This is a genomic window from Streptomyces sp. NPDC059649 (assembly GCF_042734445.1).
Lineage (GTDB): Bacteria > Actinomycetota > Actinomycetes > Streptomycetales > Streptomycetaceae > Streptomyces.
In genome coordinates this window covers 96,309-122,205 of the sequence record NZ_JBHWDV010000011.1, presented here as the reverse complement: position 1 = coordinate 122,205, position 25,897 = coordinate 96,309, and the positions used below count along the sequence as shown (strand labels likewise).

Below are 25,897 nucleotides of genomic sequence, written 5' to 3'. Positions count from 1 at the left end.
GCCCGCCCCGAGAGGCCCGCCATGGACCTGGTCATCCGCGACGTACGCGTCCTCGACGGCACCGGCGGCGCCTCCTACCGGGCCGATGTCGCGCTCGACGGCGGCCGGATCGCCGCCGTCGTGCGCGAGGGCGCCGGCCGCCGCCCCACCGCCCGCCGCACCCTGGACGCCGGCGGCCTCGCCCTCTCCCCCGGCTTCATCGACATGCACGCGCACAGCGACCTGGCGCTGCTGCGCGACCCGGCACACGAGGCCAAGGCCGCCCAGGGCGTCACCCTCGAAGTCCTCGGCCAGGACGGCCTGTCGTACGCGCCGGTCGACGACCGCACCCTCGCCCAGGTCCGCCGGGCCATCACCGGCTGGAACGGCGGTGCGCCCGGGGACACCTCCGTCGACTTCGACTGGCGGACGGTCGGCGGATACCTGGACCGCCTGGACCGCGGCTTCGACGGGCAGGGCATCGCGGTCAACGCCGCCTACCTCGTCCCGCAGGGCACGGTCCGGATGTACGCGGTCGGCTGGGAGGACCGGGACGCCACCCCGGCCGAGCTCGACCACATGAAGCGGCTGGTCGCCGAGGGCCTGGAACAGGGCGCCGTCGGCATGTCCTCCGGCCTCACCTACACCCCCGGCATGTACGCCAAGGACGCCGAACTCACCGCACTGTGCCGGGTCGTGGCCGCCTACGACGGCTACTACTGTCCCCACCACCGCAGTTACGGCGCCGGAGCCCTGGACGCCTACAAGGAGATGGTCGACCTCGCCCGCACCGCCGGCTGCGCCCTCCACCTCGCCCACGCCACCATGAACTTCGGGGTGAACAAGGGCCGGGCCGCCGACCTCCTCGCCCTCCTCGACGAGGCGATCGCCGCCGGCGCGGACCTCAGCCTCGACACCTACCCGTACACCCCCGGCTCGACCACCCTCGTGGCGATGCTGCCCAGTTGGGCGGGCGAGGGCGGCCCGGAGGCCACCCTCGCGCGGCTCCGCGACGACGGGACGGCCGAGCGCATCCGCCACCACGTCGAGGAGCTCGGCTCCGACGGCTGCCACGGCGTGCCGATCGACTGGGACACCATCGAGGTCTCCGGCGTCAGCGATCCCGACCTCGCCTCCCACGTAGGCAAGACGGTCGCCCGTACCGCCGCCGAGCGCGGCGAGGCCCCCTGGGCCACCGCCCGCCGCCTCCTCCTCGACGACCGCCTCGGCTCGACGATCCTCCAGCACGTCGGCCACGAGGAGAACGTCCGCGCGATCATGCAGCACCCGGTGCACACCGGCGGCAGCGACGGCATCCTCCAGGGCGACAAGCCGCACCCCCGCGCCTACGGCACCTTCCCGCACTACCTCGGCCACTACACCCGCGATCTGGGCGTGCTGTCCCTGGAGGAGTGCGTGGCCCATCTGACGGGCCGTCCGGCGGCCCGGCTGCGGCTGCCCGACCGCGGACTCGTCCGCGCCGGCTACCGCGCCGACCTGGTCCTCTTCGACCCGGACACGGTGGCGGCGGGCTCGACGTTCGAGGCACCGCGCACGCCACCCGTCGGCATCCCGCACGTCCTGATCGACGGCCGCTTCGTCATCGAGGACGGCCGCCGGACGGACGTCCTGGCGGGACGGGCGGTGCGACGCACCACTTAGGGCGCCTCGGACCGGGACCGCTCCCGGAGGGCGGTCAGGACCAGATCGCCCAGCTCCTGCTCGTTGTTGGTGAGCGAGGCGCCCAGGGCCGTGGCACGCTCCTCGCGTTCCGGGGACCGGCGGATGGTGAAGAAGACCACCGGCCCGTCGTAGTTCCCGTCCTCCTTGAGGCGTTCCACCATGGCGAAGCCCGCGGTGTGTTCCCGCCCCCGGCTGATGTCGGAGATCAGCAGATCGGGGGCGTGGGTGCGGAGGAACTGAACGGCTTCAGCGCTCCTCTCCACATGCGTCACCTGCACCCCGAGCCCCTCCAGCACCGTGCGCACCACGGCCTTGCGGTCCGGCTGGTCGTCGACCCACAGGACGTGGAACGGCGTCGGTGACGAGAACGGGCTCTGCTGCCCGTACCCGGGTTGCTGCATCTGCGGCGGGTAGCCGGACTGCGGCACGGCCGCCGGGTAGCCGCCCTGCGGCCCCGGTTGCGGGTACGGGGAGGCGGGCTGCTGCCGGGCCGCCGGCGCCGGCTGCTGCGGCACCCCGTAGGGCGCCTGCTGCGGCACCCCGTAGCCGCCGGCCCCCGCGTACGGCTCCTCGCCCGGCCACGCCAGCGGCGGGCCGAACCCGATGCCGTGACCGTCCGCGCGGACGTCCGGCAGGCTCTGCCACATCGGGGCCCACTCCTGGGACATCCGGGTCGGCTCGCCGCCCGCGCCCTGCGGGCCCTCGCGCAGCCGTTGCAGCAGCCGGTCCGCGTCCGGGCGGGCGGTCAGCTCGTCGACCAGCGAGGTGAACGCCGGATTGATCACCAAGGTGGGGAATTCGGTGGGGAGTTGACGCTCCAGCGCGGTCAGCACCTGCTCGCCCGACGCGCCGAGCGGGTCCGGCGCCAGCAGGTCGTACGAGGCGAGGAAGGTCCGCACCCTCCTGAGTTCGTGGTCGGGGGGCGGAGCCGCGGCCGCGGCCAGCAGCGTGCGCCGCACCTCGCGGTAGGTACGGAACTCGGCCACCACATCGCCGTCCACCGTGCCGGACGGGCCGGTCATCATCCGGTAGAAGTCGGGATAGAAGTACTGCAGCAGCAGCGTCCGGATCACCGCGTCGGGGCCGAAGTCACGCCAGACCGGGTTCAGGCTCGCTTCCAGGACGAAGCCGTTGACCAGCCGTTTGATGCGGCGCGGGTTGCGGTCCGAGCGCTGGACCAGCAGATCCACCAGGGCGTCGTCGAGCAGCGGCTCGATGCCCGCGGTATGGGCGCACCAGCGGATGTAGTCCTTGACGCCGTGGTTGTCGGGGGCCGGAATCCGGTAGCTGGTCTGGAAGATCTTCTCCAGGAACGCCGAACCGGCCGGCGACAGATCGCGCAGCAGCCCGTTGGGCCCCAGCGCCGACCGGTCGCAGCCGATCATGAACGCCAGCCCGGGCACGTCCAGATAGACCTTCACCGCCTCGCAGACCGCGAGCACCGTCTCCTCCGAGCAGCGGTCGAGGTCGTCGATGAAGACCACCAGGAGCCGGCGCGGCCGGAACTCGGTGTTCTGCGACCACTCCTGCACCAGCTCGCCGATCGCCCCGCGCATCTCGTTGCGTGCCTGGGAATTGACCGACAGGCTCTTCCACAGCTCGTCGACGAGACCGGCCATCCCGAGCGGCCCCGCGACGACGGTGGTCAGCGCCCGGGCCGCGCGCAGCAGGCCGCGCCGCTCGCTGACCCGTGCCAGGCCCCGGCGCAACACCCGCCGGTCGAAGCGCATCAGGACGGACTTGATCAGCCCTTCCAGTGCGTCGGCGCCGGTCGAGGTCCAGGCGTTGTACCAGACCGTGTGGACGTCGGAGGCCTGCGTCAGCTCCGCGTCGACCAGCCGCATCAGGCTGCTCTTGCCCATGCCCCAGCCGGCGTCGACGGCGAGGGTGAAGGGGGTGGACTCCCGGGAGGCGACGAGCAGGCCGGCGAGCTGGCGGGCGGCGCGTCCGGCGCCGAGCAGATCCGCGCCCGGCACGGCCACCGGCTCGTCGTTGAGCAGCGCGAACGGGCCGTGCGGCGGGGGCACGGGGGCGGCCGGTCCGGACCCGGCGGGTACCGGCGCGGCGGGAGGTAACGGGGCCGAGGTGGGCATGCGCCCGGAGCGTACCGGCCTGCCGCGCGCCCGCGCACGCCGCCGCGAAATCAGCAGCCCCCAGTGGCTCCCCGGCAGCGACGGGCACGGTGCCCGCACCCCCGGTCGTCACGACGCGTGAGGAACCCCACACCCTGCGTCGGTCAACGTGGGGAAAAACACCGGGCGGCCGGTGAAACGCGCCCGTAAGGTGGCGGACATGCAGGTGATCCAGTCAACGAAGCTCGCCAACGTCTGCTACGAAATCCGTGGCCCGGTGCTCGAGGAGGCCATGCGGCTGGAGGCGGCGGGTCACCGCATCCTCAAGCTGAACACCGGCAACCCGGCGGCGTTCGGCTTCGAGTGCCCGCCCGAGATCCTGGAGGACATCCTCCGCACGGTCGGGACGGCGCACGGCTACGGCGACGCGAAGGGCCTGCTGTCCGCCCGCCGTGCGGTGATGCAGCACTACCAGACCAAGGGCATCGAGCTCTCCGTCGACGACATCTACCTGGGCAACGGCGTCTCCGAGCTGATCCAGATGTCGATGCAGGCGCTGCTGGACGACGGCGACGAGGTGCTGGTGCCGGCCCCGGACTACCCCCTGTGGACCGCGGCGGTCTCACTGTCCGGCGGTACCGCCGTGCACTACCGCTGCGACGAGCAGGCCGACTGGATGCCCGACCTCGCCGACATCGAGCGCAAGGTCACCGACCGCACCAAGGCCATCGTCGTCATCAACCCCAACAACCCGACCGGCGCGGTGTACGACGACGCGCTGCTGCACGGCATCGCGGAGATCGCCCGGCGGCACAACCTGATCGTCTGCGCCGACGAGATCTACGACAAGATCCTCTTCGACGGGGTCACCCACACCCCGTTCGCCGCGCTCGCCCCGGACCTGCTGACCCTGACCTTCAACGGGCTGTCCAAGGCGTACCGGGTCGCCGGCTACCGCAGCGGCTGGCTGGCGGTCTGCGGCCCGAAGGCGCACGCCTCCTCGTACATCGAGGGGCTGACGATCCTCGCCAACATGCGGCTGTGCGCCAACATGCCGGCCCAGCACGCCGTCGCCACGGCGCTCGGCGGCCGGCAGTCGATCCGGGACCTCGTCCTGCCCGGTGGCCGGCTGCTGGAGCAGCGCGACACCGCGTACGAGCTGCTGACGCAGATCCCCGGGGTCAGCTGCGTGAAGCCGAAGGGCGCGCTCTACGCCTTCCCGCGGCTGGACCCGAAGGTATACAAGATCAAGGACGACCGGCAGATGGTGCTGGACCTGCTGCGCGCCGAGAAGATCATGATCGTGCACGGCACCGGCTTCAACTGGCCCGAGCCGGACCACTTCCGGCTGGTCACCCTGCCCAACAAGGACGACCTGGCGGACGCGGTGACCCGGATCGGCTCCTTCCTCGACGGCTACGGACAGTACTGAGCCGAGCCGACTTCTGTACGACCCATAACTTTAGACACCGTCTAAGCTAGGATGGCTTCCTGCACATTTTTCAGGAGGCCGTCCCATGTACGAACCGATCCGCACCAAGTCGGTCCACACCATGGCCGCCGCCCCGGAGATCCCGCACCGCTCCCGCGAGGAGGAGCTGGACATCCGGCTCGCCGGACAGCTGACCGCACTGCTCACCGTCACCGACGAGCTGCACGCCCTGGCCCGGCGCCAGGACGCCCGCCCGGCCGGCGACCCGGGTGCCGGGCCGGCCCTGGACACCGCCGCACTGGACGCCGCCGCCCTGGCCGATGCCGCCGACCGCATCGCCGAGCAGGTCGCCCGGCTGAGCGGTGGCCACCACCCGCTGCGCGCCGAGCCCTCGGACGCCGGCAGCCCGTCCCGCGCGGCAGCGCTCCAGCAGCGCGCCCGCACCCTGGCCGGCAACGCCCTGGCGGTCGCCACGTCCCGGGGTGACGCCGCGGTGATCGCCCTGACGGCCGAGCGGATGGAGGCCCACACGGGCCCGGTACGGGACCTCGCCAGCGCGTGAGGCAGGGCCCGTGAGGCAGGGCCCGCCGCCCCACCGATCCCCGGCCCGGCCGGCGGCCGGTTCACTCCACCGGGCCATCGACCCCGGCCCACTTCCGGCCGGGGCGGGACTTTGACGACCCAGCAGTAAAGGCCGGGCCCCGCACCATCGGTGCGGGGCCCGGCCGGATGCCCGTCGGCAGCGGTGACGTCGGTGGACGTCGTCGGCGGTCAGCCGAGCCGCTTCACCAGCGCACGGTATTCGTCCCACAGCTCCTTCGGCGTGTGGTCACCGAAGGTGTTGAGGTGCTCGGGGACCAGCGCCGCCTCCTCGCGCCAGACCTCCTTGTCGACGGAGAGCAGGAAGTCGAGGTCGGTCTCGCTGAGGTCGAGGCCCTCGGTGTCCAGCGCGCCCTTGGCGGGCAGCACGCCGATGGGGGTCTCCACGCCCTCGGCCTTGCCGTCCAGCCGCTCGACGATCCACTTGAGCACCCGGCTGTTCTCGCCGAAGCCCGGCCACACGAAGCGGCCCTCGTCGTCCTTGCGGAACCAGTTGACGTAGTAGATCTTCGGCAGCTTGGACTGGTCCTTGTCCTTGGCCACATCGATCCAGTGGGCCATGTAGTCGCCCATGTTGTAGCCGCAGAACGGCAGCATGGCGAACGGGTCGCGGCGCAGCTCGCCGACCTTGCCCTCGGCCGCGGCGGTCTTCTCGGACGCCACGTTCGCGCCGAGGAAGACGCCGTGCTGCCAGCTCAGCGACTCGGTCACCAGCGGGACCGCGCTGGCCCGGCGACCACCGAAGAGGATCGCCGAGATCGGCACACCCTTGGGGTCCTCCCACTCGGGCGCGATGATCGGGCACTGGCCGGCCGGGGTGGTGAACCGGGCGTTGGGGTGGGCCGCCGGGGTCTCCGACTCCGGCGTCCAGTCGTTGCCCTTCCAGTCGATGAGGTGGGCGGGGGTCTCCTGGGTCATGCCCTCCCACCACACGTCACCGTCGTCCGTCAGCGCCACGTTGGTGAAGACGGAGTTGCCCCACAGGGTCTTCATGGCGTTGGCGTTGGTGTGCTCACCGGTGCCGGGCGCGACGCCGAAGAAGCCGGCCTCGGGGTTGATCGCGTAGAGGCGGCCGTCCTCGCCGAAGCGCATCCAGGCGATGTCGTCGCCGATGGTCTCGACCGTCCAGCCGGAGATCGTGGGCTCCAGCATGGCGAGGTTGGTCTTGCCACAGGCGGACGGGAAGGCGGCGGCCACGTACTTCGACTCGCCCTGCGGCGGGGTCAGCTTGAGGATCAGCATGTGCTCGGCCAGCCAGCCCTCGTCGCGGGCCATCACCGACGCGATGCGCAGGGCGTAGCACTTCTTGCCGAGCAGGGCGTTGCCGCCGTAGCCGGAGCCGTAGGACCAGATCTCGCGGTCCTCGGGGAAGTGCGAGATGTACTTGGTGGAGTTGCACGGCCACGGTACGTCCGCCTCGCCCTCCGCCAGCGGGGCGCCGAGGGTGTGCACCGCCTTGACGAAGAAGCCGTCCTCGCCGAGCTCGTCGAGGACCGGCTGTCCCATCCGCGTCATCGTGCGCATCGAGACCGCGACGTACGCGGAGTCGGTGATCTCCACGCCGAGGGCGGACAGCGGCGAGCCCAGCGGGCCCATGCAGAACGGAACGACGTACATCGTCCGGCCCTTCATCGCACCGCGGAAGATGCCGCCCTCACCGGCCGTGCCCGTGAAGATCTCCCGCATCTCGGCGGGCGCCTTCCAGTGGTTGGTCGGGCCGGCGTCCTCCTCCTTCTCGGAGCAGATGAAGGTGCGGTCCTCGACGCGGGCCACGTCCGAGGGGTCGGAGGCGGCGTAGTACGAGTTGGGGCGCTTGATCGGGTCGAGCTTCCGGAACGTGCCCTTGTCGACGAGCTCCTCACACAGGCGCTCGTACTCAGCCTCCGAGCCGTCACACCAGACGACCCGGTCGGGCTGGGTGATCGCTGCAATTTCGTCGACCCAGGCAACGAGGCCCTGGTGACGGGTCGGGACGGTGGGAGCCGCGTTGTCGCGCGCCACGATCGCTCCTAGATGAGGGTGTGGACGGATATATGCCCGGTGTGCCGGGAAAATCCGCTTCTTTTGTTTGTTGCCCCTTGGGGGCCGCGACCCGGATGCTTCGTGACCGCTCATCCGGTGCCGTCCGCACTCATTTGATCATCCGACCCGAATACCGATCTGTCCAGAGGGCGCCTTCGTGACCGTCACCACTCGTGGACGGCCCGGTAACCTACGGTCGCGTAGCTAGCATTGCGCCATGACTTCCGCGCCTGACGCCGCCGAGAACCGGCCCACCGCCGCGTCCCCCGCGATGGCGGCGGTCGCCGCCGCGGCCGCACCGCTCAAGCCCAAGCTCCGCGGATGGCTGCATGCGGGAATGTTCCCCGCCGTCCTGCTCTCCGGTGTATTCCTGACCGCACTCGCCGACAGCCCCCGCGGCCGACTGGCCTGCGCCATCTACACCCTGACCGCCTGCCTGCTCTTCGGCGTCAGCGCCCTTTACCACCGCGGCAATTGGGGCCCGCGCGCGGACGGCATCCTGCGGCGACTCGACCACGCCAATATCTTCCTGATCATCGCCGGCACCTACACCCCCTTCACGATGCTGCTCGTGCCCGGCTCACGCGGGCAGCTGCTGCTCTGGGCGATCTGGGCCGCCGCCCTGGCCGGTATCGCCTTCCGCGTCTTCTGGGTCGGCGCGCCCCGCTGGCTCTACACCCCCTGCTACATCGCCATGGGCTGGGCCGCCGTCTTCTTCCTCCCCGATTTCCTGCGCACCGGCGGGGTCGCCGTCCTCGTCCTCGTCGTCGTCGGCGGTCTGCTCTACAGCGCCGGCGGCATCATCTACGGCATCAAGCGCCCCAACCCCTCCCCCCGCTGGTTCGGCTTCCACGAGGTCTTCCACTCCTTCACGCTCGCCGCCTTCGTCGTCCACTACGTCGGCATCTCGCTGGTGGCGTACACCCACGCCTGAGCCGCCGGCGCCGCGCACGACTCCCGCAGTCCGCACAGCTCGCACAGCCCAGGTGACTCACGCTCCGTGTATCACCGTGCTTCACAGCGTGACACACGCCACTGACAACGGCGGGGGCCCGGCCGCCGCACCGGCCCTCGCCCGACCGTGGCCGGACGGTCGACCGGTGCCCGAGAATGCTGGGCATGGTCTCCGCACGCACCGCCGCCGCCCGCCCCGGACCGCCGAAGCCCGGGCTGCGGGAGCGGAAGAAGATCAAGACCCGGCAGGCGATCCGGCGGGCCGCGTACCGGCTCTTCGCGGAACAGGGCTACGACGCGACCCCCGTCGACCGGATCGCCGAGGCCGCCGAGGTCTCGCCGAGCACGGTCTTCCGGTACTTCCCCACCAAGGAAGACCTCGTGCTCACCGACGAGTACGACACCGTGCTGGCCACCGGGCTGCGGTCGCGGCCGGCGGACGAGCCGATCGTCGAGTCGGTCCGCCAGGTCACCATCGAGGCGCTGCACCACCTGACCCCCGAGGACCGCGGCGACCTCGTCCAGCGCATCCGGCTGGTCAGCGAAGTGCCCGCCATCCGCGGCCGCACGGCGGAGAACACCGCCCGGAACACCGCCACCATCAGTGCCGTGCTGGCCGAGCGCACCGGCCGCCCGGCCGACGATCTGGAACTCCGGGTCATCAGCGCGGCGGTCCTGGCCGCCCTCCAGGAGGCGATGCTGGCCTGGGTGGCGGGGGCCGGGACGCCCGGGGAAGGCGGGAAGCCCGGGGAGGGCCGGACGCCCGGGGAAGGCGGGAGACCCGGCAAGGACGGTACGCCTGGTCTGGAGGCGCTGGTCCGGCTGATCCACCAGACGATGGACGTGCTGGCGCGTGGGCTCACGCCGTAGTGGCGGGGGCCTCCGGGGACGGTGCGGCGCCCGGGCTGGCCGCCGGCTCGCCCAGGCGTGCGGCGAGCCGCGCCCGTAGTTGAGAGAGCCGCTCGATACGGGCGTCCAGGTCCGCCAGCCGGCGCCGGGCCACCGCTTCGGCCGTGGAACACCACTGCGCCCGCGGGTCCTTGGGGATCAGTGCGGGCACCCCCTCGGGCGGCATGGTGCGCAGCAGATGCGCGAAGGCCCGAACGTCGCCCACCGTCAGCCCGGCTTCCCGCAGTTCGCGGACCGCCCGCAGCCGGCGGATGTCCTCGGTGTCGTAGACCCGGTGCCCGGAGGGGGTCCTCCGGGCCGTCACCAGGCCCTGCTGTTCGTAGTAGCGCAGCGCCCGCGGTGTCATCCCGGCGGCCGCCGCGGCGTCCCCGATCCGCATCGACGTCTCCCGGGGCGGTAAGGCCGGTTGCGCCTCGTCCCGTACGCGCCCCCGGTCCTCCGCTCCTCCCTCGCGGTCCCCCGTGCCGTTCAGCGCCCGCTCGCCTCCTCGCCGCCCGCCCCGTTCAGGACTCCTTCGATCCCGGTCGCCGCGTCCAGCAGTGCCTCGTCCGCGCCCTCGGCGGCGATGAGTTGGAGCCCCAGCGGCAGCCCGTCGGCGGCCCGCCCGGCGGGCAGGCTGAGGGACGGCAGACCGGCGTTGCTCCACGGCAGGCACATGATCGACGTGCCGGTGGTGGTGAGATCGGCAGGGGCCGGGCCGGTGGCCGCCGGGGCGAGCCACAGATCGATACCGGCCCCGGCCGACGCTTCCGCGAGTCGCGTGCGGAACGCGGTGCGGCGGGTCCGGGCCGCCTCGTAGGCCGCGTCCCTGATCGCCTGCCCCTGCCGGACGGCCGCCGTGGTCTGCTCGCGGTAGCGGTCGCCGAAGCGCGCGAACCAGTCGGCATGGGCCCGGGCCACCTCGTAGCGGTTCATCGTGAACAACTGCTCCACGACCGCGTCGAAGTCGTCCATCACCGGGACCTCGCGGATCTCGTACCCGGCGGCGCCCAGCTGCGCGCGCTGCTCCTTGAAGGCGCGCAGTGCTTCCGCGCCGGCGCGCTCCAGATAGGGGCCCACCGGCACGCCCAGCACCGGGCGCGCGAGCTGGCCGGGGCGCGCGGCCGGCTCCGGACGCCCCGGGCCGCCGCGCCCGCCGTCGAGCAGCACCGAGGCGGCGAGGGCGACACCTGCCACATCCGTGGCGTACCACCCCAGGGTGTCGAAGCTGAGGGCGTTGGGGATCACGCCGTCGAGCGGTATCCGCCCGTAGGTGGGCTTGAAGCCGACCACGCCACAGTAGGCCGCGGGCCGGATCATCGAGCCGACGGTCTGCGTCCCGATGGCCAGCGGCACCATGCCGGCCGCGACCGCGGCCGCCGAGCCACTGCTCGAACCCCCGGGCGTATGAGCCGGGTTGTGCGGATTGCGGGTCGGGCCGGGGGCCGTGACCGCGAACTCCGCGGTGACGGTCTTGCCCGCCACCAGGGCGCCGGCCGCGCGCAGCCGGTCCACCACGACGGCCTGCGCACCGGCCAGCGCCTCGGGCGGCAGGGCCGATCCGGCGCGGGTGGGCAGGCCGTCCACCCGCACGATGTCCTTGATGCCGACCGGTACGCCGTACAGCGCGGGCCGCCCGGCGGGGTCCGGCGGGCCGGCCGTCGCCAGCTCCCGCGCCGCCTCCAGGAGTCGCGTACGCCGCCCGTCCTCGGGCACGAACGCCCGCACCTGCGGGTCGACGGCGTCGATGCGGTCGCATGTGCGCCGCACCGCGTCGACGGGGTCGTCCGCGCCGGACCGCAGCGCCGCGGCCTCCTGGACGAGGGGCCGATGCCCCAGCAAGGTCATCACGCCCGCAGGCTACAACCGGCCACTGACAGCGGCCGGTTGGGCGACGGCGGCGGCAACGCCCGGCACGTTGGGTGACGGCCGCCGCAACGCCCGGCGTCCCGGCCGCTGACCGTACCTGTGCCCGGACCTCACAACTCCACGATGACCGCGCCCAGATGGCGACCCTCGGTGAGCTCGCGCAGCGCCCGCGGCGCCTGTTCGAGGCCCTGCAGCCGGGCGTGCGGGAAGGTGAGGGTGCCGTCCTGGAGGCCCGCGGCGAACCGTCGGTTCCACTGGGGGATCAGGTCCAGGTGGTTGTAGAGGGCGATGCCCCGCAGGGTGACGCTCCGGATGAGCAGCGAGAGGGTGTCGACCGCCACCTTGACGGCGGCCGTGCCGCCTTCGGAGAGCTGGCTGGCCAGTGCGCCCACGATGGCGACCCGGGCGTTGCGGTTGGCGAGGGCGAGAGCGGCCTCCAGTTGCTCGCCGCCGACGTTGTCGAAGACCGCGTCGATGCCGTCCGGGGCGGCCTCGCGCAGCTGCTCCTCGATCGGGCCCGCGCCGCGTATGACCACGGCGTCATAGCCCAGTTCCTTGATCAGGCGGTCGGCCTTCTGCTGTGACCCGGTGCTGCCGATGACCCGGGTCGCGCCGAACTGGCGGGCGATCTGGCCGGCCAGGGTGCCCACGCCGCCGGCCGCCCCGGTGACGAACACCGTGTCGCCGGGCCGCACTTCGGCGCCGCGCTCGATGCCCATCAGGGCGGTGGCGCCCTGGGAGAGGTACGCGGCGGGGTCGGGCATCAGGTCCGGGTCGAGGCGGGTCGCCGCGCCGACGTCGAGCAGTGCGTACTCCCGCCAGCCGAGTTGGTGTTCCACCAGGTCACCGGGGTTGAGGTCGGTGCCGGGGGCGGCCACGACCTCGCCGACCGCATGGCCGTGCAGCGGGGCCCCGACCTCGTAGGAGGGGATCGGCACGTCGTTGTGCTCGTCCATCAGGCTGCGCATCACGGCGCCGAGCCCCATGTGGGTGTTGCGGACCAGCACCTGGCCGGGCCCTGGTTCGGGGACCGGTACGTCCACGATCTCGAAGAGGTCATCGGTGACCGGCCCCGTGGGGCGGGCGGCCAGTCGGACTTCGCGGTATGTGCGGTTCGTCATGCCCCGAGGCTAAAACTTGACGCGCACGTCAAGGTCAATCCGGTCGCTGGACCTAGGACTTGGGGCGGGGACCCCGGGGCGGGCGCCGGATGTCCCTCAGGTCGCGCACCGAATGGCCCCTGGGGCGGGCGCCGAACGACCCTGAGGGCGTGCGCCGAATGTCCCTCGAAGCGCGCACCGAATACCCCACGGCCCGGGGCCGCCCCTGGGGAGGCCCCGGCTCATGGCGTCACCCCCGGAGTCGCTCCGCCAGCTCCTCCGGGTCCGTCGTGGGCCGCTCGCAGGTGAAGTGGCGGCACACATAGGCGGCGGGTTTGCCGTCGACCAGCGGGCGGCCCTTGAGGAGCGGCACCGCGTCGGCCTCCTCGGTCCCGGGTGTGCCCAGCGCGACGACCGCGCCCGGTGCCGTGCCGAGCAGCGCGGCGCGGTGCAGGGCGGCGGTGGCTGGGTCCCCCTGCGGGCCGACGACCGCGATCTCCCGCGGCCCGTCCAGCGCCGCCTCAGCGACCGCGAGCCCCCAGCCGATGAAGCGCGGGGCCCGGCCACCGAGCGCGGTGACGATGCCCAGGGCGCGTTCCGCGGCGCTCCGGTGGAGGTCACTACCGGTCAGCGCACCGTACGAGAGGAGCGCACCGGCCGCCGCGGTCCACCCGGAGGGCGACGCATTGTCGGTGGGGTCCTGGGGGCGTCGGATCAGCGACTCGGCGTCGGCCGCGGTGTCGTAGAGCGCGCCGTCCTCGGTGGTGAACTGGAGCAGCACGGTGTCCAGCAGGAAGCCGGCGAAGTCCACCCAGACGCCTTCGCCGGTGACCGAGGCGAGGGCGAGGAAGCCCTCGGCGACATCGGCGTAGTCCTCCAGGACGCCGGAGTTGGCGCCGGGGACCCCGTCGCGGGAGGTGCGGTGCAGCCGGGCGTGCCAGTCCATGTGGACGCGGACCAGCAGGTCGGCGGCGTCGGTGGCGGCCTGGACGAGATCGGGGCGGTCGAAGTAGGCACCGGTCTCGGCGAGCGCGGCGATGGCCAGGCCGTTCCACGCGGCGACGACCTTGTCGTCCCGTCCGGGGCGCGGCCGCTGCTCCCGCGCCGCCAGCAGCCGCTGCTTGACGGACACCACCCGCTCGGCGTCCACCAGGCCTTCGGTGTCCGGGAGTTGGAGCACCGAGGCCCCCTCCTCGAAGGTGCCCTCCTCGGTGACGCCGAAGTACGTGGCGGCGAACTCCGCGTCCTTCTCCCCCAGTACGGCGCGCAGCTGCTCCGGCGTCCATACGTAGTAGGCGCCCTCGGCGTGCCGGCCGGTGCCGTCGTCGCTGTCGGCGTCCAGGGCCGAGGCGAAGCCGCCCTGGTCGGTGCGGAGCTCGCGGACCATGAAGTCGGCGGTCTCCACGGCGACCCGGCGGGCCAGGTCCGAGCCGGTGGTCCGCCACAGGTGCGCGTAGGTCCGGCACAGCAGGGCGTTGTCGTAGAGCATCTTCTCGAAGTGCGGCACGGTCCAGGTGGCGTCCACCGCGTAGCGCGCGAAACCGCCGCCGAGCTGGTCGTAGATGCCGCCGCGGGCCATCGCCGCGCAGGTCGCCTGCACCATCTCCAGGGCACCCTCCGAACCGGTGCGGGCGTAGTGGCGCAGCAGGAACTCCAGCACCATGGACGGCGGGAACTTGGGCGCCCCTCCGAACCCGCCGCGCACCGCGTCGAAGTCCCGGGTCAGACCCATCAGGGCGGCGTGCAGCTCGTCGGGCCGCGGCGGGCGCCGGTCGGCGGGCAGCGATTCGGTCAGCGAACGGCCGGCCAGGTCGGCCACGATCCGCCCGGCGACCTCGCCGACCTCGTCCCGCCGGTCGGCCCAGGCCGCGCGCACCCCTTGGAGGATCTGCCCGAACGACGGCATGCCGTGCCGCGGCTCCGGCGGGAAGTACGTACCGAAGTAGAACGGCTCGGCGTCGGGGGTGAGGAAGACGGTCATGGGCCAGCCGCCCTGGCCGGTGGCGGCCTGCACGGCCTCCATGTACACCGCGTCCACGTCCGGACGCTCCTCGCGGTCGACCTTGACCGCGACGAAGTGCTCGTTGAGCAGCGCGGCGGTGTCGGCGTCCTCGAAGCTCTCGTGGGCCATGACGTGGCACCAGTGGCAGGAGCTGTAGCCGACGCTGAGCAGCACCGGCACACCGCGCCGGCGGGCCTCGTCGAACGCCTCGGCGGACCACGGCCACCAGTCGACGGGGTTGTCGGCGTGCTGGAGCAGATACGGGGAAGTCTCATGGGCCAGGCGGTTCGGCATGGGTCCATCCTCTCCCACCGAGGCCCGGCATGACGGGAGCGGAGGGAGTTATCCACAGCCCTGCCGCAATCCGCGCGGAGGCGGAAGACTGTCGGTACGGCAAAGATCGCCGCCGGGGACGGCGGTAACTGCGGAGGGGGACGTCATGCCGGCTTCACTGGCTGCGCTGCGCGAGGACCATCGCGCGGCCGCGGAGGCCCTGTTGACCAGGGCCGTCGAGGAGGAGGTGCGCCGCTCGGGAGGGCGGCTGGACGGGACGGCGCTGCTCGGCAGAGCGCGGGCGGCGCTGGACGGTGTGGCGGGCAGCGCCGCCGAGGAGTACACCGCCTATGTCCGGGCGCTGGACGAGGCGGCCGCCGGCCGGCCCTCGCTGGGGCAGCGGCTGGCGCCGAGGGAGCTGGGCACCCCCGCGGTCGCCACGGCCGTCGCGGCGGTGGCGGCATTCGGCACGGACCTCGCGTACGGCACGGGCGCGGGCGCGGCGCTGGGGGTCGGGGCCGCGGTGCTGGTGGCGGGTGCGGCGGCGACGGTGCTGAAGCTGACCGCGGGCCACTGGCCGGCCGCGCACCGTGAGGCGGGGCGGCGGGGGCAGCCCGGCGGTGCGGAGCAGCTGCGGCTGCAGTGGCTGACGGCGCTGGAGGTGCGGGGCATCCGGCCGTTCCTGGACCAGCAGCGGATGCTGGCGGCGGCGGCCCGGAGCGGCGGTACGAAGGACGGCGCGGCAACCGCGAAGACCACCCGGGGGCCGCAGCTGCGCGGTGCCGACCGGAGCGCGGCGGCCCGGCAGCGGTCCGTACTGGAGCACTCGTTCTCCCAACTGCCGCAGCCGGACGGCCCGTTCGCCGGACGGCGGGCCGAGCTCGCCCGGATCGCGCAGTGGGTGCAGGCGGCCCGCGCGTCCACGGAGACCCGGCCGACCGTGGTGGTGCTGCACGGCGAGCCGGGATCGGGGCGTTCGGCGCTGGCGGTGCGGGCCACCCACCAGCTGCGCGACCAGTTCCGCGGCGCCTGTGTGGTGGACCTGCGCGGGGACACCCCGGGCGAGGCGCCGCTGCCGACCCGGGACGCGCTGCTGCATCTGCTCAACCGTCTCGGCGCGCCGCGCGAGCAGCTGCTGTTCCGCGAGCGCCCCTCCCAGGAGCAGCACGTCAAGCGGCTCACCGAGCTGTACCACCAGCATCTGACGGGCCTGCCGGTGACGGTCCTGCTGGACGACGCCGTGGACCCGGAGCAGGTCCGCACGCTGGTGCCCGAGCGGTCCGACAGCCTGGTGCTGGTGACGTCCCGGGAGCCGCTGAAGCTGCCCGAGGACCTTGAGGCGTGGGTGCACCACCTCCCGGTGGGGCCGTTGGACACCGCGGGTACCGAGGAGCTGCTGCGCGCCGCCGCGGCGGCCGGCGAGGGGGCGGCGGGCCCGCGGGAGCCCCGGCCCCGGCCGGCGGACGCCCCGGCGGAGCCGTACGACGCCCGGGCGCTCGACGAGATCTCCGGGCTGTGCGGGGGCCTGCCGCTGGCGCTGCGGGTGGTGGGTTCCTCGCTCGGCCCGCGCACCCCCGCCGAGCTGGCCGCCGCCCTGGCGGCCGGTCCCCCGGCCGCGCCGGTGGAGCGGGCGCTGGCGCTGGGCTACGCCGACCGGCCCGAGCCGGCCCGGCGGCTGCTGCGCCGGCTGGCGCTGGTGGGCCAGGCGAGCCTGGGGGCGGCGGCCGCCGCGGCGCTGCTCGGCGTCGAGAACGCCGAGGCCGAACGGCAGTTGACCGCCCTGGCCCGGGCCGGCCTGATCGAGCACGTCCGCGGCGAGCGCTACCGCCTGCACACCCTGGTGCACACCTTCGCGCACGCCCGGCTGATGGACGAGGAGGAGCCCGGTGAGCGCGGTGCGGCCCAGGAGCGGCTGATCCGCGGCTATGCGGAGCTCGCCGACTCGGTGATCCGGCTGGTCGACGGCCGGACCTCGACCCGCGCCGACCGCTTCGGTTCGCACGGCTTCACGTCCCTGGACGCGGCCCTGCAGTGGCTGGACGACGAGTCCAGCTTCATCACGGCCGCGCTGCGCCATGCCGACCAGGACGTCGACCAGGCGGCGGTCTCGCACCTGCTGGGCGCGCTGGCCGACTACTGCCTGCTGCGCGGTGACCTCTACCGCCTCGGGGAGCTGAGCGAGCTCACCCGGGCCGTCGGCCAGGGGCTGCTGGTCCGCTCGGTGCAGTGGCGTACGGGTGTGGCGGCCCGGCAGCTCGGCGAGCTGGACAAGGCGCGGACGACCCTGTCGTCGGTGGTCGATCTCTACTTCGAGGCGGAGCATCCGGCGGGCGCCGCGCGGGCGTTGCGCGATCTGGGCATCACCCTCCAGCAGCAGGGCAATCTCCAGGAGGCCACGGTCAAGCTCCGGGAGGCGCTGGAGCTGCAGTCAGCGCCGGACATGCACGGCGACCGGGCCTGGACGCTGCACGCCCTCGCGGCCGTGGAGCGGGACCGGGCGCGGCTCGCCGAGGCCCTCGCCATGCTGCGGGAGTCCCTGGAGCTGCACGAGGAGAGCGAGAGCCTGCACGGCCAGGCGTGGGCACACTTCCAGCTCGGCCAGGTGTATCTGCGGACGGGCGAGGTGCCGCGGGCCGAGCAGTCGCTGCACGCGGCGCTGGAGCTGTACGGCCGTACCCAGGACGAGCGCGGCGCGGCCTGGGCGATGACCCAGCTGGCCCGGGCCCGGCTGGTGGCCGGCGAGCCGGGGCCGGCGGCCGACCAGCTGCGGCAGGCGCTGCCGCTGCACCGCCAGCACGAGGACGCCCGTGGTGAGGCGTGGACGATGTACTACCTCGGCCAGGCACTGGAGGAGCGCGGCGAACGGGACGCGGCGCTGCGGCAGTTGGAGCGCTCGCGGACGATGTTCAGCCGGATGCAGGACGGCTACGGCCTGGCCTGCGCCCGGCACCACTCCGGGCGGGTCACCCGCGATCTGCGGGCCGAGCAGACCGGTTCGCTGCGCAACAGCGGCTTCGCCCGGCAGCTGCTGCAGGACGCCCGCAAGGACTTCGCCCGGATCGGGGTGCCGCACGGTGAGGCGTGGTCCTGCCTGGAGCTGGTGATCATCGACGCCGGCAACGGGCGGGCGGCCCAGGCGCTGGAGCTGGCCGACGAGGCGGCCGGGATATTCGCCGGGTACGGCGACCGGCGCGGCGAGGACTGGGCGCGCTTCCTGCGCTGCACGCTGCTGCCGTTCGCCTCACCGGGCGGTTCGGTGGTGGGCACGGCCGTCGCGCAGGAAGAGCTGGACCGGCTCATACGCGACAAGCACGCGACCCGCGACGCCAAGCTGGAGGACTGCGCGGAGGCGTTCGCCCTGCTGCTGGAGCGCGGCGTGGAGCCGGAGACGGGCTGGCAGGCATGGCGACTCGGCATGGTCCCGGACCGCCACGCCCGCGAGGTCATGGGCGTCCTGGCCACGGCCGTGGGCGACTGACGGCCCCACGGTCGGGAGCGCCACCGGCGGCAACCACAGGCTCCGGGGTGCCCGTCGAGAACCCCCGGGGTACGCGTCGCCAGGCCCGAGGTGCTCAGCAGCAGGCCCCGGGGTGCTCGTCGACGGCCACCGCAACAGGCCCCGCAGCGCCCGTCGCCGCACGCAACAGCCCGGCCGCACGCGACGGCTCGGCCGCGCGCCACGACCTGGCCGCACGCGACGGCCTGCCATCGCACGCGACGGCCGCCATCGCACGAACAGCTCGTCGTCGCACGCAACGACTCGTTCGTCGCACGCGACGGCTCGCCGGCCGCTTGGGCCGGCGAGCCGCCGGGGCGGTCAGCCGGTCGCTGCCAGGAGACCGGCCGTCGACCGCACCCGGCCTTCGGGCGTCCTCAGCTGGTCTTCGGCTTCGGGGCGGACGGGGTGGAAGGGGCGGCGGAGGCGGTGGTGCCCGCCTCGCCCTCCGCCGGCTGCTCCTCGAAGTTGACCTTCTTCATCTGCTTGTTCATGGACTTCATCAGCAGCCACACGGCGCCGCCGATGACCGCGAAGACGATGAAGCCGAGGACGCCGGGGGTCACCTTGTTCTTGTCGAAGCTGTCGGCAAGGGTGACGAAGTGCGTCAGGGCGAGGGTGCTGGTCGCGCTCATCATGGGGTCAATTGTTGCGGATGCCCGCGAAGAGGTCGTCCTCGGGGAGGGAAGTGTCCACGAGCGACTTCGCGAGCTCGTACTCCTCCGTCGGCCAGACCTCGCGCTGGATGTCCATCGGCACCCGGAACCACCCGCCGTCGGGGTCGATCTGGGTGGCGTGCGCGATCAGTGCCTTGTCGCGGATCTCGAAGAACTCGTCGCACGGGATGTACGTGGTCAGCGTGCGCTCGCGGCGCTCGAACTGCTTCCAGCGCTCCAGCCACTCGCCGTACGGCGACTCCATGCCGCGGGCCAGCAGGGCCTCGTGCAGCGCGATGGTGCGCGGCTTGTTGAAGCCCTGGTTGTAGTAGAGCTTCAGCGGCTGCCAGGGCTCACCGGCCTCCGGGTACTTCTCCGGGTCGCCGGCCGCCTCGAAGGCCACCATCGTGATCTTGTGCGTCATGATGTGGTCCGGGTGCGGGTAGCCGCCGTTCTCGTCGTAGGTCGTGATGACCTGCGGCTTGAACTCACGGATCAGCTTGACCAACCGCCCGGCGGCCTCGTCCACGTCCTGGAGCGCGAAACAGCCCTCGGGGAGCGGCGGCAGCGGATCGCCCTCGGGCAGCCCGGAGTCGACGAATCCGAGCCACTCCTGCTTGACGCCGAGGATCTCCCGGGCCTCGTCCATCTCCTTCTTGCGGACCTCGTGGATGTGCTCCTCGATGTACGGGTCTCCCTGGAGCTTGGGGTTGAGGATGGAACCTCGCTCACCGCCTGTGCAGGTGGCGACCAGCACGTCCACCCCCTCGGACACGTACTTGGCCATGGTGGCCGCACCCTTGCTCGACTCGTCGTCGGGGTGGGCGTGCACCGCCATCAAACGCAGCTGCTCAGTCAAGACTCGATCCTCAGTTAAGGGCCGGAGAAGATGCCTCCTATAGTGACCGAAGCGAGGGGGCGCTGTATTCCCCGGGGCGGGGACCCCCCGGGGGTTCCCGAGCCGGTTCCAGGTCCCCGTACCAGGAGGATGGATCGATGGCCGCGGTGCGCGAAGGGCTCCCGGACGGACGCTACGGCCGCTCCGCTGACCAGCGCGCGGACCGCAAGCTCAAGATCATCGGCACGGTGCTCGGCGCCGGGCTCCTGGGTGTGGTCGGCTGGGCCGGCGTGTCGTACATCTCAGGGCAGGAGCTCAGCGGCCGGGTGATCACCTGGGACGCGGTGTCCGACCACGCCGTCAAGGTCCATCTGGAGGTCGTCAAGAGCGCCGACGACAAGGGCGTCTGCACCCTGCGCTCACAGTCCGCGGACGGCTCCGAGGTCGGCCGCAAGGACGTCACGATCGACCAGCGCACGGGCCAGGTGGACACCGAGGTCACGCTCCGGACGACGAGGCGCGCGACCAACGCGGTACTGGTCGGCTGTACGTCGTCGTAGGCCCGCACGGACCCGTCGCAGGGACCTCACGGACCCGTCGCAGGGACCGATAGGGACCGCACGGACCCGGCGTAGCAAGCCCCCTCGATTCCTCGCCCCTGTCCAGGGCGGACCGAGGCACGCGCGGCGTGCACAGGTACCGTCGCAGCTACCCTCCGCCACCGTCCGCCCCTCGGGTGCCTCGCGCGCCGTACTCCGGCATGGCGTGTCGTGACCGCCTCTGATCAGCGATGATGCGTTCCTGTGCGGTCACTGTGAATTTCCTCTTCCCCGTTTTGTGCCGGAATTGTTAGGCTCGTGGTTTCGCCCACCCGTGAAGGCGCAAACCTTCCTGGTAGGGCGTTTGATTTATCCCCAGTACCGACGAGGAGCACCTGTGACCCAGACCAGCGAGAACGTCACCTGGCTGACCCAGGAGGCGTATGACCAGCTCAAGGCCGAGCTGGAGTACCTGTCTGGTCCCGCACGCGCCGAGATCACCGAGAAGATCCAGGCGGCCCGCGAGGAAGGTGACCTGAAGGAGAACGCCGGGTACCACGCGGCCAAGGAAGAGCAGGGCAAGCAGGAGCTTCGGGTCCGGCAGCTCACGCAGCTGCTGCAGACCGCGAAGGTCGGCGAGGCCCCCGCCGCCAACGGCGTCGTCGCTCCCGGCATGGTCGTCACCATCGCGTTCGACGGGGACCCGGACGACACGCTGTCGTTCCTCCTGGCCTCGCGGGAGTATGCGAGCTCGGAGATCGAGACCTACTCCCCGCAGTCGCCGCTGGGTACGGGCGTGAACGGCAAGAAGATCGGTGCCGACGCGGAGTACGAGCTCCCCAACGGCAAGAAGGCGAGCGTGAAGATCCTCGACGCCAAGCCTTACACCGGCTGATCCACGGGACGCCCCCAGACGTACGAAGCGGCCCGGAGCCTCGCGCTCCGGGCCGCTTCGCCGTGTGTGCGGCCGTCGCGGTGTGTCCGACGCTCGCCGTACGTCCGGCCCTCGCCGTACGTCCAGCCCTCGCCGTATGCCCGACGCTCGCCGTACATCCGACGCTCGCCCCCTGCGGGCCACCCACACGGCCCACACAGCCCCCGCCGGCCCCCTCGCTCCGCTCAGGCCGTCGCCGAGCGGTACTTGCGGACCGCCAGCGTCCGGAACACCGCGATGATCAGGACCGACCAGATCACCGAGGCCAGCACCGGGTGCTCCATCGGCCAGGCGCCGGTCACCGACTTGGGCATCCGGTCGATCGTGTTGCCGAACAGCTCGCGCGCCGCGGCCACCGTCGCACTGAACGGGTTCCACTCCGCGACGTGCTGGAGGAAGGTCGGCATGCCGTTGACCGGCACGAACGCATTGGAGATGAAGGTCAGCGGGAAGAGCCAGATCAGCCCGCCGGAGGTGGCCGCCTCGGGCGTACGCACCGACAGTCCGATCAGCGCGCCGATCCACGAGAAGGCGTAGCCGAGCAGAAGCAGCAGGGCGAAGCCGGCCAGGACCTCGGCGAGGTTCTCGTGGGTGCGCCAGCCGATCAGCAGCGCGACGACCGCCAGCACCACCATCGTCAGCGCGGTCTGCACGAGGTCGGCCAGGGTCCGGCCGGTCAGCACCGCACCCCGGGACATCGGCAGCGACCGGAAGCGGTCGATGAGGCCCTTGTGCATGTCGTCGGCGATCCCGGCGCCGGCGCCCGCCGTGGCGAACGTGACGGTCTGCGCGAAGATCCCGGCCATCAGGAACTCGCGGTACGCCTGGGCGTCGCCCACCGGTGCGCCGGGGATGTTGATCGATCCGCCGAAGACGTAGGTGAACAGCACCACGAACATGATCGGCTGGATCAGCCCGAAGATCACGACCTCGGGAATCCGCACCATTCGGATCAGGTTCCGCTTGGCCACGACCAGGGAGTCGCGCACCAGCCGGCTGATGCCGCCGCGGGCCGTCGGGGCTCCGAGCGGCGTACCGCCGGCGCCCCCGGTCGCCGGGCCCGCCGTACTCGCCGTGGTCATCGCACGCCCTCCTTACGGTGCCCGGCGGCGCTCGCCGGGCGACTGCCGTCCGTCGTCCCGCTCCGTTCCGTACCGCCGCCACCGGCGCCCCCGGCGCCACCGCCGCCATCGGCACCGGCACCGGCACCGGCACCGGCACCGCGACCGTCGGCACCGTCGCCGTCCGCGGACTCGGCGGCGTGCCCGGTCAGCGCGATGAAGACGTCGTCGAGGGTCGGGCGGCGCAGGCCGATGTCGTCGATCTCCACGCCCCGGACGTCCAGTTCGCGGATCACCTCGGCGAGCAGCTTGGCGCCGCCGGTGACCGGGATCGTCAGCCTGCGGATGTGCGGCTCGACCGTGCCGTCCCCCTTGGCGAAGCCGCGCAGCACCTCGTCGGCGATGGTCAGGTGCTCGGGGGCGTGCACCACGACCTCGACGCGCTCGCCGCCGGTGCGCGCCTTGAGCTGGTCGGAGGTGCCGCGGGCGATGACCTTGCCGTGGTCGACGACGCAGATGTCGTGCGCGAGGCGGTCGGCCTCCTCCAGGTACTGCGTGGTAAGCAGCAGGGTCGTACCGCCCGCGACGAGCTCCTGGATGACGTCCCACAGCGCCTGGCGGTTGCGCGGGTCCAGGCCCGTGGTCGGCTCGTCCATGAACATCACCGGCGGGCTGACGACCAGCGCGGCCGCGAGGTCGAGCCGGCGGCGCATCCCGCCGGAGTAGGTCTTGGCGGTGCGGTCCGCCGCATCGCCGAGGTGGAAGCGTTCCAGGAGTTCGGCGGCCCGGCGCTTGGCGTCCCGGCCGCTCATCTGGTAGAGCTGCCCGACCATCGTCAGGTTCTCCCGACCGGTCAAGTACTCGTCCACCGCGGCGAATTGGCCCGAGAGGCCGATGGAGCGGCGTACCTTGTCGGGATGGGCGAGCACATCGATCCCGGCAACCTCCGCCTTGCCGTGATCGGGTCGGAGCAGGGTCGTCAGGACACGTACGGCGGTGGTCTTGCCGGCACCGTTCGGGCCGAGCATGCCGAGCACGGTTCCTTCCGGAACGTCGAGGTCGACGCCGTCCAGTGCCCTCACGGCGCCGAAGGTCTTCACCAGCCCTTCGGCGTAAATGGCGCCTGGCATATGGGTACCCCCATGACTTGGGTGAGTTCCAGGTCGAAATATGTCGAATGTTACGTTCGGCGGCCAGATCCCACTTCGGGGCATATGTCCGCAGCAGGACGCCATGGCGTGCACGGCACACCGGCATCCCGCACTCGGGATGCTACTCCGGAACGCGATACATCGCGATACAAATAATCGGATCGGGTGTTCGAGGTGCCCGGCGGCCGGCCCTGGGCCCGCTGGCAGCCCGCCGCAGCCCGCACCGACCCACGCCCGCCTCACTCCAGGACGACGTAACCCGCCTCCGCGAGCGCCGTACGCACCTCGTCGCAGTGCTCCGGGCCCTTGGTCTCCAGGTGCAGTTCCACCTCGACCTCGGTCAGCCCGAGCCGCGGATCGGTCCGTACGTGCCCCACGTCGAGGATGTTCGCGTCGACCAGCGTCAGCACCCCGAGCAGGTGCTCCAGCGCCCCCGGCCGGTCCGTCAGCCGCAGCCGCAGCGAGAGGTAGCGGCCCCCCGCGGCCATGCCGAACCGCAGGATGCGCTGCATCAGCAGCGGATCGACGTTCCCGCCGGACAGCACCGCCACCACCGGCCCCTCGAACGACCCCGGATCGGCGAGCAGCGCCGCCACCGGACTCGCCCCGGCCGGCTCGACCACCAGCTTCGCCCGCTCCAGGCACAGCAGCAGCGCACTGGACAGGTCGTCCTCGCTGACCGTCCGGACCTCGTCCACCAGCCGCTGGACGATCCCGAAGGTCACATCGCCGGGCCGCCCGACCTTTATGCCGTCCGCCATCGTCGACAGCCCCTCGATCGCCACCGGGTGCCCGGCCGCCAGCGACGGCGGATAGCAGGCCGCGCCCGCTGCCTGCACCCCGACGACCTTCACGTCCGGCCGCAGCGCCTTGACCGCCAGCGCGATCCCCGCGACCAGCCCGCCGCCGCCGATACCGACCACGACGGTGCGCACCTCCGGGCACTGTTCCAGGATCTCCAGCCCGACCGTGCCCTGACCGGCGATGATGTCGCGGTGGTCGAAGGGGTGGATGAAGACCGCACCGGTCTTCCGTGCGTACTCCTGGGCGGCGGCCAGCGCCTCGTCCACCACATGGCCGTGCAGCCGCACCTCGGCACCGTATTCGCGGGTGGCCGCGACCTTCGGCAACGGGGCGCCGACCGGCATGAACACGGTGGACCGCACGCCGAGCAGGGACGCCGCGAGGGCCACCCCCTGGGCGTGGTTGCCGGCGCTCGCGGCCACCACACCGGCGGCCCGTTCCTCCGCGGAGAGCCCGGCGATCCGTACGTAGGCGCCGCGGATCTTGAACGAACCGGTGCGCTGGAGGTTCTCGCACTTGAGGTGGACGGGCGCGCCGACCAGCCCGGACAGATAGCGGCTGCCCTCCATCGCGGTGGCCCGCGCCACGCCGGAGAGCATCTTGTGCGCCTCCCGGACGTCCTCGATCGTGACCGGGGCGGTCGCCGGGCCGAGGTCCGGCAGTTCCGCGCCGGCCGGGCCGGAGTCGGGACGGGACTCGTGCGGCGGACGCGACGGATGAGGTGGATGAGGCGAACGCGGCGGATGAGGCGTATGAGCAGCCATACCGCCAGTCTCGCAGTTCGACGGTGGCCGGGCCCGCCCGCCCATGGGCACCAACGGGAGTTACGGCGCGTTATCGGAATGGACGGCGCAGGTACGCACCGCGCTGGGTCCGCGTACGCTGTCCTCCCATCCATACGCACTTCCACCGAAGCGAGCTCCCGGCCATGCCCACCTCTTCGGACATGACGACCCACACCGACCCCGCTCTCCTCGACGCGCTGCAGCACCAAGTGGCCGTCTTCGCCCGCCGCGCCGAACAGAGCCGGCTCGGCGGTGTCGGACAGGCGCGCAATTCCATGGACCGCGCCGCCTACCTGCTGCTCAACCGCCTCGACCAGGAAGGCCCGATGGGCGTCAAGGCCCTGGCCGCCGGCATGGGCATCGACTCCTCCACGGTCACCCGGCAGGTCGCCCCGCTGGTCGACTCCGGGCTCGTCAGCCGGGCCACCCACCCGGAGGACGGCCGCGCGGTGGTGCTCGAGTTGTCCGAGCGCGGCCACGCCCGGCTGGACGAGGTACGTGCCTCGCGCCGCGCGCTGATGGCCCTGGTCACGGAGAAGTGGACCGAAGAGGAGCGCGAGGCGTTCACGACGCTGCTGACCCGCTTCAACGCCTCCCTCTCCGACATCACCGCGTCCCTGACGCCTACGGGACAGGCGTCCTGACGCAGGCGGACCCGGTGGGCTGACGCCGCCCGCTCCGCCAGGCGTGGGCGCCGCACCCCGCCCGGCAGCCCGCCGCCCCCGCCGCCCGCGACATGCCGCCCCCGAGGCCCGGGAA

At 72.5% G+C, this 25,897-nt stretch carries 20 protein-coding genes; 9 read left to right on the top strand and 11 right to left on the bottom strand.

Annotation, left to right across the window (positions count from 1 at the left end; translation table 11 throughout):
• Positions 1–21 precede the first annotated feature (21 nt).
• Positions 22–1,641: an amidohydrolase family protein gene (locus ACFV1J_RS15600; protein ID WP_385858150.1), complete on the top strand. Its 1,620-nt coding sequence runs from the start codon at positions 22–24 to the stop codon at positions 1,639–1,641.
• On the opposite strand, the gene ACFV1J_RS15595 is transcribed toward ACFV1J_RS15600, so the two are convergent.
• Positions 1,638–3,755 (bottom strand): P-loop NTPase fold protein, encoded by a 2,118-nt coding sequence (locus tag ACFV1J_RS15595; protein ID WP_385858148.1) that lies wholly within the window; start codon positions 3,753–3,755, stop codon positions 1,638–1,640. The two genes, ACFV1J_RS15600 and ACFV1J_RS15595, sit on opposite strands and share 4 nt — an antisense overlap.
• Before the next feature lie 199 nt (positions 3,756–3,954).
• Between ACFV1J_RS15595 and ACFV1J_RS15590 the strand changes: the two genes are divergently transcribed.
• Together ACFV1J_RS15590 and ACFV1J_RS15585 are read left to right on the top strand one after the other, a co-directional pair.
• Complete coding sequence (locus ACFV1J_RS15590; RefSeq protein ID WP_385858146.1) at positions 3,955–5,166, top strand: pyridoxal phosphate-dependent aminotransferase; 1,212 nt, start codon at positions 3,955–3,957, stop codon at positions 5,164–5,166.
• Between the two features lie 85 nt (positions 5,167–5,251).
• The gene (locus ACFV1J_RS15585; protein ID WP_385858144.1) at positions 5,252–5,728 is read left to right on the top strand and encodes a hypothetical protein; all 477 of its coding nucleotides are present in this window, start codon (positions 5,252–5,254) and stop codon (positions 5,726–5,728) included.
• Between the two features lie 209 nt (positions 5,729–5,937).
• Here the strand turns inward: ACFV1J_RS15585 and ACFV1J_RS15580 are convergent, their stop codons facing one another.
• Entirely contained in the window at positions 5,938–7,767 is a 1,830-nt protein-coding gene (locus ACFV1J_RS15580) for a phosphoenolpyruvate carboxykinase (GTP) (protein WP_385858142.1), read from the bottom strand.
• Positions 7,768–8,005: 238 nt separating this feature from the next.
• On the opposite strand from ACFV1J_RS15580, the gene ACFV1J_RS15575 reads away from it, so the two are divergent.
• A complete protein-coding gene (locus tag ACFV1J_RS15575) occupies positions 8,006–8,722 on the top strand; it encodes a hemolysin III family protein (protein ID WP_385858140.1) in 717 nt (238 codons plus the stop codon).
• A 176-nt stretch (positions 8,723–8,898) separates the two neighbouring features.
• Positions 8,899–9,612: a TetR/AcrR family transcriptional regulator gene (locus tag ACFV1J_RS15570; protein WP_385858138.1), complete on the top strand. Its 714-nt coding sequence runs from the start codon at positions 8,899–8,901 to the stop codon at positions 9,610–9,612.
• Here the strand turns inward: ACFV1J_RS15570 and ACFV1J_RS15565 are convergent.
• From ACFV1J_RS15565 to ACFV1J_RS15550, 4 genes are all read right to left on the bottom strand, one after another.
• Positions 9,602–10,030, bottom strand: coding sequence for a MerR family transcriptional regulator (locus ACFV1J_RS15565; protein WP_385858136.1), 429 nt, complete (start codon positions 10,028–10,030; stop codon positions 9,602–9,604). The genes ACFV1J_RS15570 and ACFV1J_RS15565 overlap by 11 nt on opposite strands.
• A gap of 89 nt (positions 10,031–10,119) precedes the next feature.
• Entirely contained in the window at positions 10,120–11,478 is a 1,359-nt protein-coding gene (locus ACFV1J_RS15560) for an amidase (RefSeq protein WP_385858269.1), read from the bottom strand.
• A 131-nt stretch (positions 11,479–11,609) separates the two neighbouring features.
• The gene (locus ACFV1J_RS15555; RefSeq protein WP_385858134.1) at positions 11,610–12,620 is read right to left on the bottom strand and encodes an MDR family NADP-dependent oxidoreductase; all 1,011 of its coding nucleotides are present in this window, start codon (positions 12,618–12,620) and stop codon (positions 11,610–11,612) included.
• A 229-nt stretch (positions 12,621–12,849) separates the two neighbouring features.
• Positions 12,850–14,895, bottom strand: a complete 2,046-nt coding sequence (locus ACFV1J_RS15550) for a thioredoxin domain-containing protein (protein WP_385858132.1) — start codon at positions 14,893–14,895, stop codon at positions 12,850–12,852.
• A gap of 145 nt (positions 14,896–15,040) precedes the next feature.
• On the opposite strand from ACFV1J_RS15550, the gene ACFV1J_RS15545 reads away from it, so the two are divergent.
• A complete protein-coding gene (locus ACFV1J_RS15545; RefSeq protein WP_385858130.1) occupies positions 15,041–18,352 on the top strand; it encodes a tetratricopeptide repeat protein in 3,312 nt (1,103 codons plus the stop codon).
• A gap of 395 nt (positions 18,353–18,747) precedes the next feature.
• On the opposite strand, the gene ACFV1J_RS15540 is transcribed toward ACFV1J_RS15545, so the two are convergent.
• Both ACFV1J_RS15540 and mca read right to left on the bottom strand, forming a co-directional pair.
• On the bottom strand, positions 18,748–19,008 hold the full coding sequence (locus ACFV1J_RS15540; protein ID WP_385858128.1) for a hypothetical protein: 261 nt from the start codon (positions 19,006–19,008) through the stop codon (positions 18,748–18,750).
• A gap of 4 nt (positions 19,009–19,012) precedes the next feature.
• The gene (gene mca, locus ACFV1J_RS15535; protein WP_360945534.1) at positions 19,013–19,885 is read right to left on the bottom strand and encodes a mycothiol conjugate amidase Mca; all 873 of its coding nucleotides are present in this window, start codon (positions 19,883–19,885) and stop codon (positions 19,013–19,015) included.
• A 137-nt stretch (positions 19,886–20,022) separates the two neighbouring features.
• On the opposite strand from mca, the gene ACFV1J_RS15530 reads away from it, so the two are divergent.
• Together ACFV1J_RS15530 and greA are read left to right on the top strand one after the other, a co-directional pair.
• A complete protein-coding gene (locus tag ACFV1J_RS15530; protein ID WP_385858125.1) occupies positions 20,023–20,424 on the top strand; it encodes a DUF4307 domain-containing protein in 402 nt (133 codons plus the stop codon).
• A gap of 376 nt (positions 20,425–20,800) precedes the next feature.
• Positions 20,801–21,298, top strand: a complete 498-nt coding sequence (gene greA, locus ACFV1J_RS15525) for a transcription elongation factor GreA (protein ID WP_385858123.1) — start codon at positions 20,801–20,803, stop codon at positions 21,296–21,298.
• A gap of 224 nt (positions 21,299–21,522) precedes the next feature.
• Here greA and ACFV1J_RS15520 read toward each other — a convergent pair whose 3' ends face one another.
• The 3 genes from ACFV1J_RS15520 to ilvA all read right to left on the bottom strand — a co-directional run bounded on the left by ACFV1J_RS15520 (position 21,523) and on the right by ilvA (position 24,952).
• Complete coding sequence (locus tag ACFV1J_RS15520) at positions 21,523–22,419, bottom strand: ABC transporter permease (RefSeq protein ID WP_385858120.1); 897 nt, start codon at positions 22,417–22,419, stop codon at positions 21,523–21,525.
• Positions 22,416–23,528: an ATP-binding cassette domain-containing protein gene (locus ACFV1J_RS15515; RefSeq protein WP_385858118.1), complete on the bottom strand. Its 1,113-nt coding sequence runs from the start codon at positions 23,526–23,528 to the stop codon at positions 22,416–22,418. Before ACFV1J_RS15515 ends, ACFV1J_RS15520 begins: the two co-directional genes overlap by 4 nt.
• A 260-nt stretch (positions 23,529–23,788) precedes the next feature.
• Entirely contained in the window at positions 23,789–24,952 is a 1,164-nt protein-coding gene (gene ilvA / locus ACFV1J_RS15510) for a threonine ammonia-lyase (protein ID WP_385858266.1), read from the bottom strand.
• 329 nt (positions 24,953–25,281) lie between these two features.
• Here ilvA and ACFV1J_RS15505 point away from each other — a divergent pair, with 329 nt between their 5' ends.
• Positions 25,282–25,782, top strand: coding sequence for a MarR family winged helix-turn-helix transcriptional regulator (locus tag ACFV1J_RS15505; protein WP_385858116.1), 501 nt, complete (start codon positions 25,282–25,284; stop codon positions 25,780–25,782).
• The last annotated feature ends 115 nt before the right edge of the window (positions 25,783–25,897 follow it).

What these genes read in the sequence shown, in the direction of transcription:
- ACFV1J_RS15560 (WP_385858269.1), bottom strand. Translation starts at nt 11,478, where the DNA reads ATGACCTTGCTGGGGCATCGGCCCCTCGTCCAGGAGGCCGCGGCGCTG.
- ACFV1J_RS15550 (WP_385858132.1), bottom strand. Translation starts at nt 14,895, where the DNA reads ATGCCGAACCGCCTGGCCCATGAGACTTCCCCGTATCTGCTCCAGCAC.
- ACFV1J_RS15595 (WP_385858148.1), bottom strand. Translation starts at nt 3,755, where the DNA reads ATGCCCACCTCGGCCCCGTTACCTCCCGCCGCGCCGGTACCCGCCGGG.
- ilvA (WP_385858266.1), bottom strand. Translation starts at nt 24,952, where the DNA reads ATGCTCTCCGGCGTGGCGCGGGCCACCGCGATGGAGGGCAGCCGCTAT.
- ACFV1J_RS15590 (WP_385858146.1), top strand. Translation starts at nt 3,955, where the DNA reads ATGCAGGTGATCCAGTCAACGAAGCTCGCCAACGTCTGCTACGAAATC.
- ACFV1J_RS15570 (WP_385858138.1), top strand. Translation starts at nt 8,899, where the DNA reads ATGCTGGGCATGGTCTCCGCACGCACCGCCGCCGCCCGCCCCGGACCG.
- ACFV1J_RS15575 (WP_385858140.1), top strand. Translation starts at nt 8,006, where the DNA reads ATGACTTCCGCGCCTGACGCCGCCGAGAACCGGCCCACCGCCGCGTCC.
- ACFV1J_RS15555 (WP_385858134.1), bottom strand. Translation starts at nt 12,620, where the DNA reads ATGACGAACCGCACATACCGCGAAGTCCGACTGGCCGCCCGCCCCACG.
- ACFV1J_RS15565 (WP_385858136.1), bottom strand. Translation starts at nt 10,030, where the DNA reads ATGCGGATCGGGGACGCCGCGGCGGCCGCCGGGATGACACCGCGGGCG.
- ACFV1J_RS15530 (WP_385858125.1), top strand. Translation starts at nt 20,023, where the DNA reads ATGGCCGCGGTGCGCGAAGGGCTCCCGGACGGACGCTACGGCCGCTCC.
- ACFV1J_RS15505 (WP_385858116.1), top strand. Translation starts at nt 25,282, where the DNA reads ATGCCCACCTCTTCGGACATGACGACCCACACCGACCCCGCTCTCCTC.
- ACFV1J_RS15600 (WP_385858150.1), top strand. Translation starts at nt 22, where the DNA reads ATGGACCTGGTCATCCGCGACGTACGCGTCCTCGACGGCACCGGCGGC.
- ACFV1J_RS15515 (WP_385858118.1), bottom strand. Translation starts at nt 23,528, where the DNA reads ATGCCAGGCGCCATTTACGCCGAAGGGCTGGTGAAGACCTTCGGCGCC.
- ACFV1J_RS15520 (WP_385858120.1), bottom strand. Translation starts at nt 22,419, where the DNA reads ATGACCACGGCGAGTACGGCGGGCCCGGCGACCGGGGGCGCCGGCGGT.
- ACFV1J_RS15540 (WP_385858128.1), bottom strand. Translation starts at nt 19,008, where the DNA reads ATGATGAGCGCGACCAGCACCCTCGCCCTGACGCACTTCGTCACCCTT.
- ACFV1J_RS15585 (WP_385858144.1), top strand. Translation starts at nt 5,252, where the DNA reads ATGTACGAACCGATCCGCACCAAGTCGGTCCACACCATGGCCGCCGCC.
- ACFV1J_RS15545 (WP_385858130.1), top strand. Translation starts at nt 15,041, where the DNA reads ATGCCGGCTTCACTGGCTGCGCTGCGCGAGGACCATCGCGCGGCCGCG.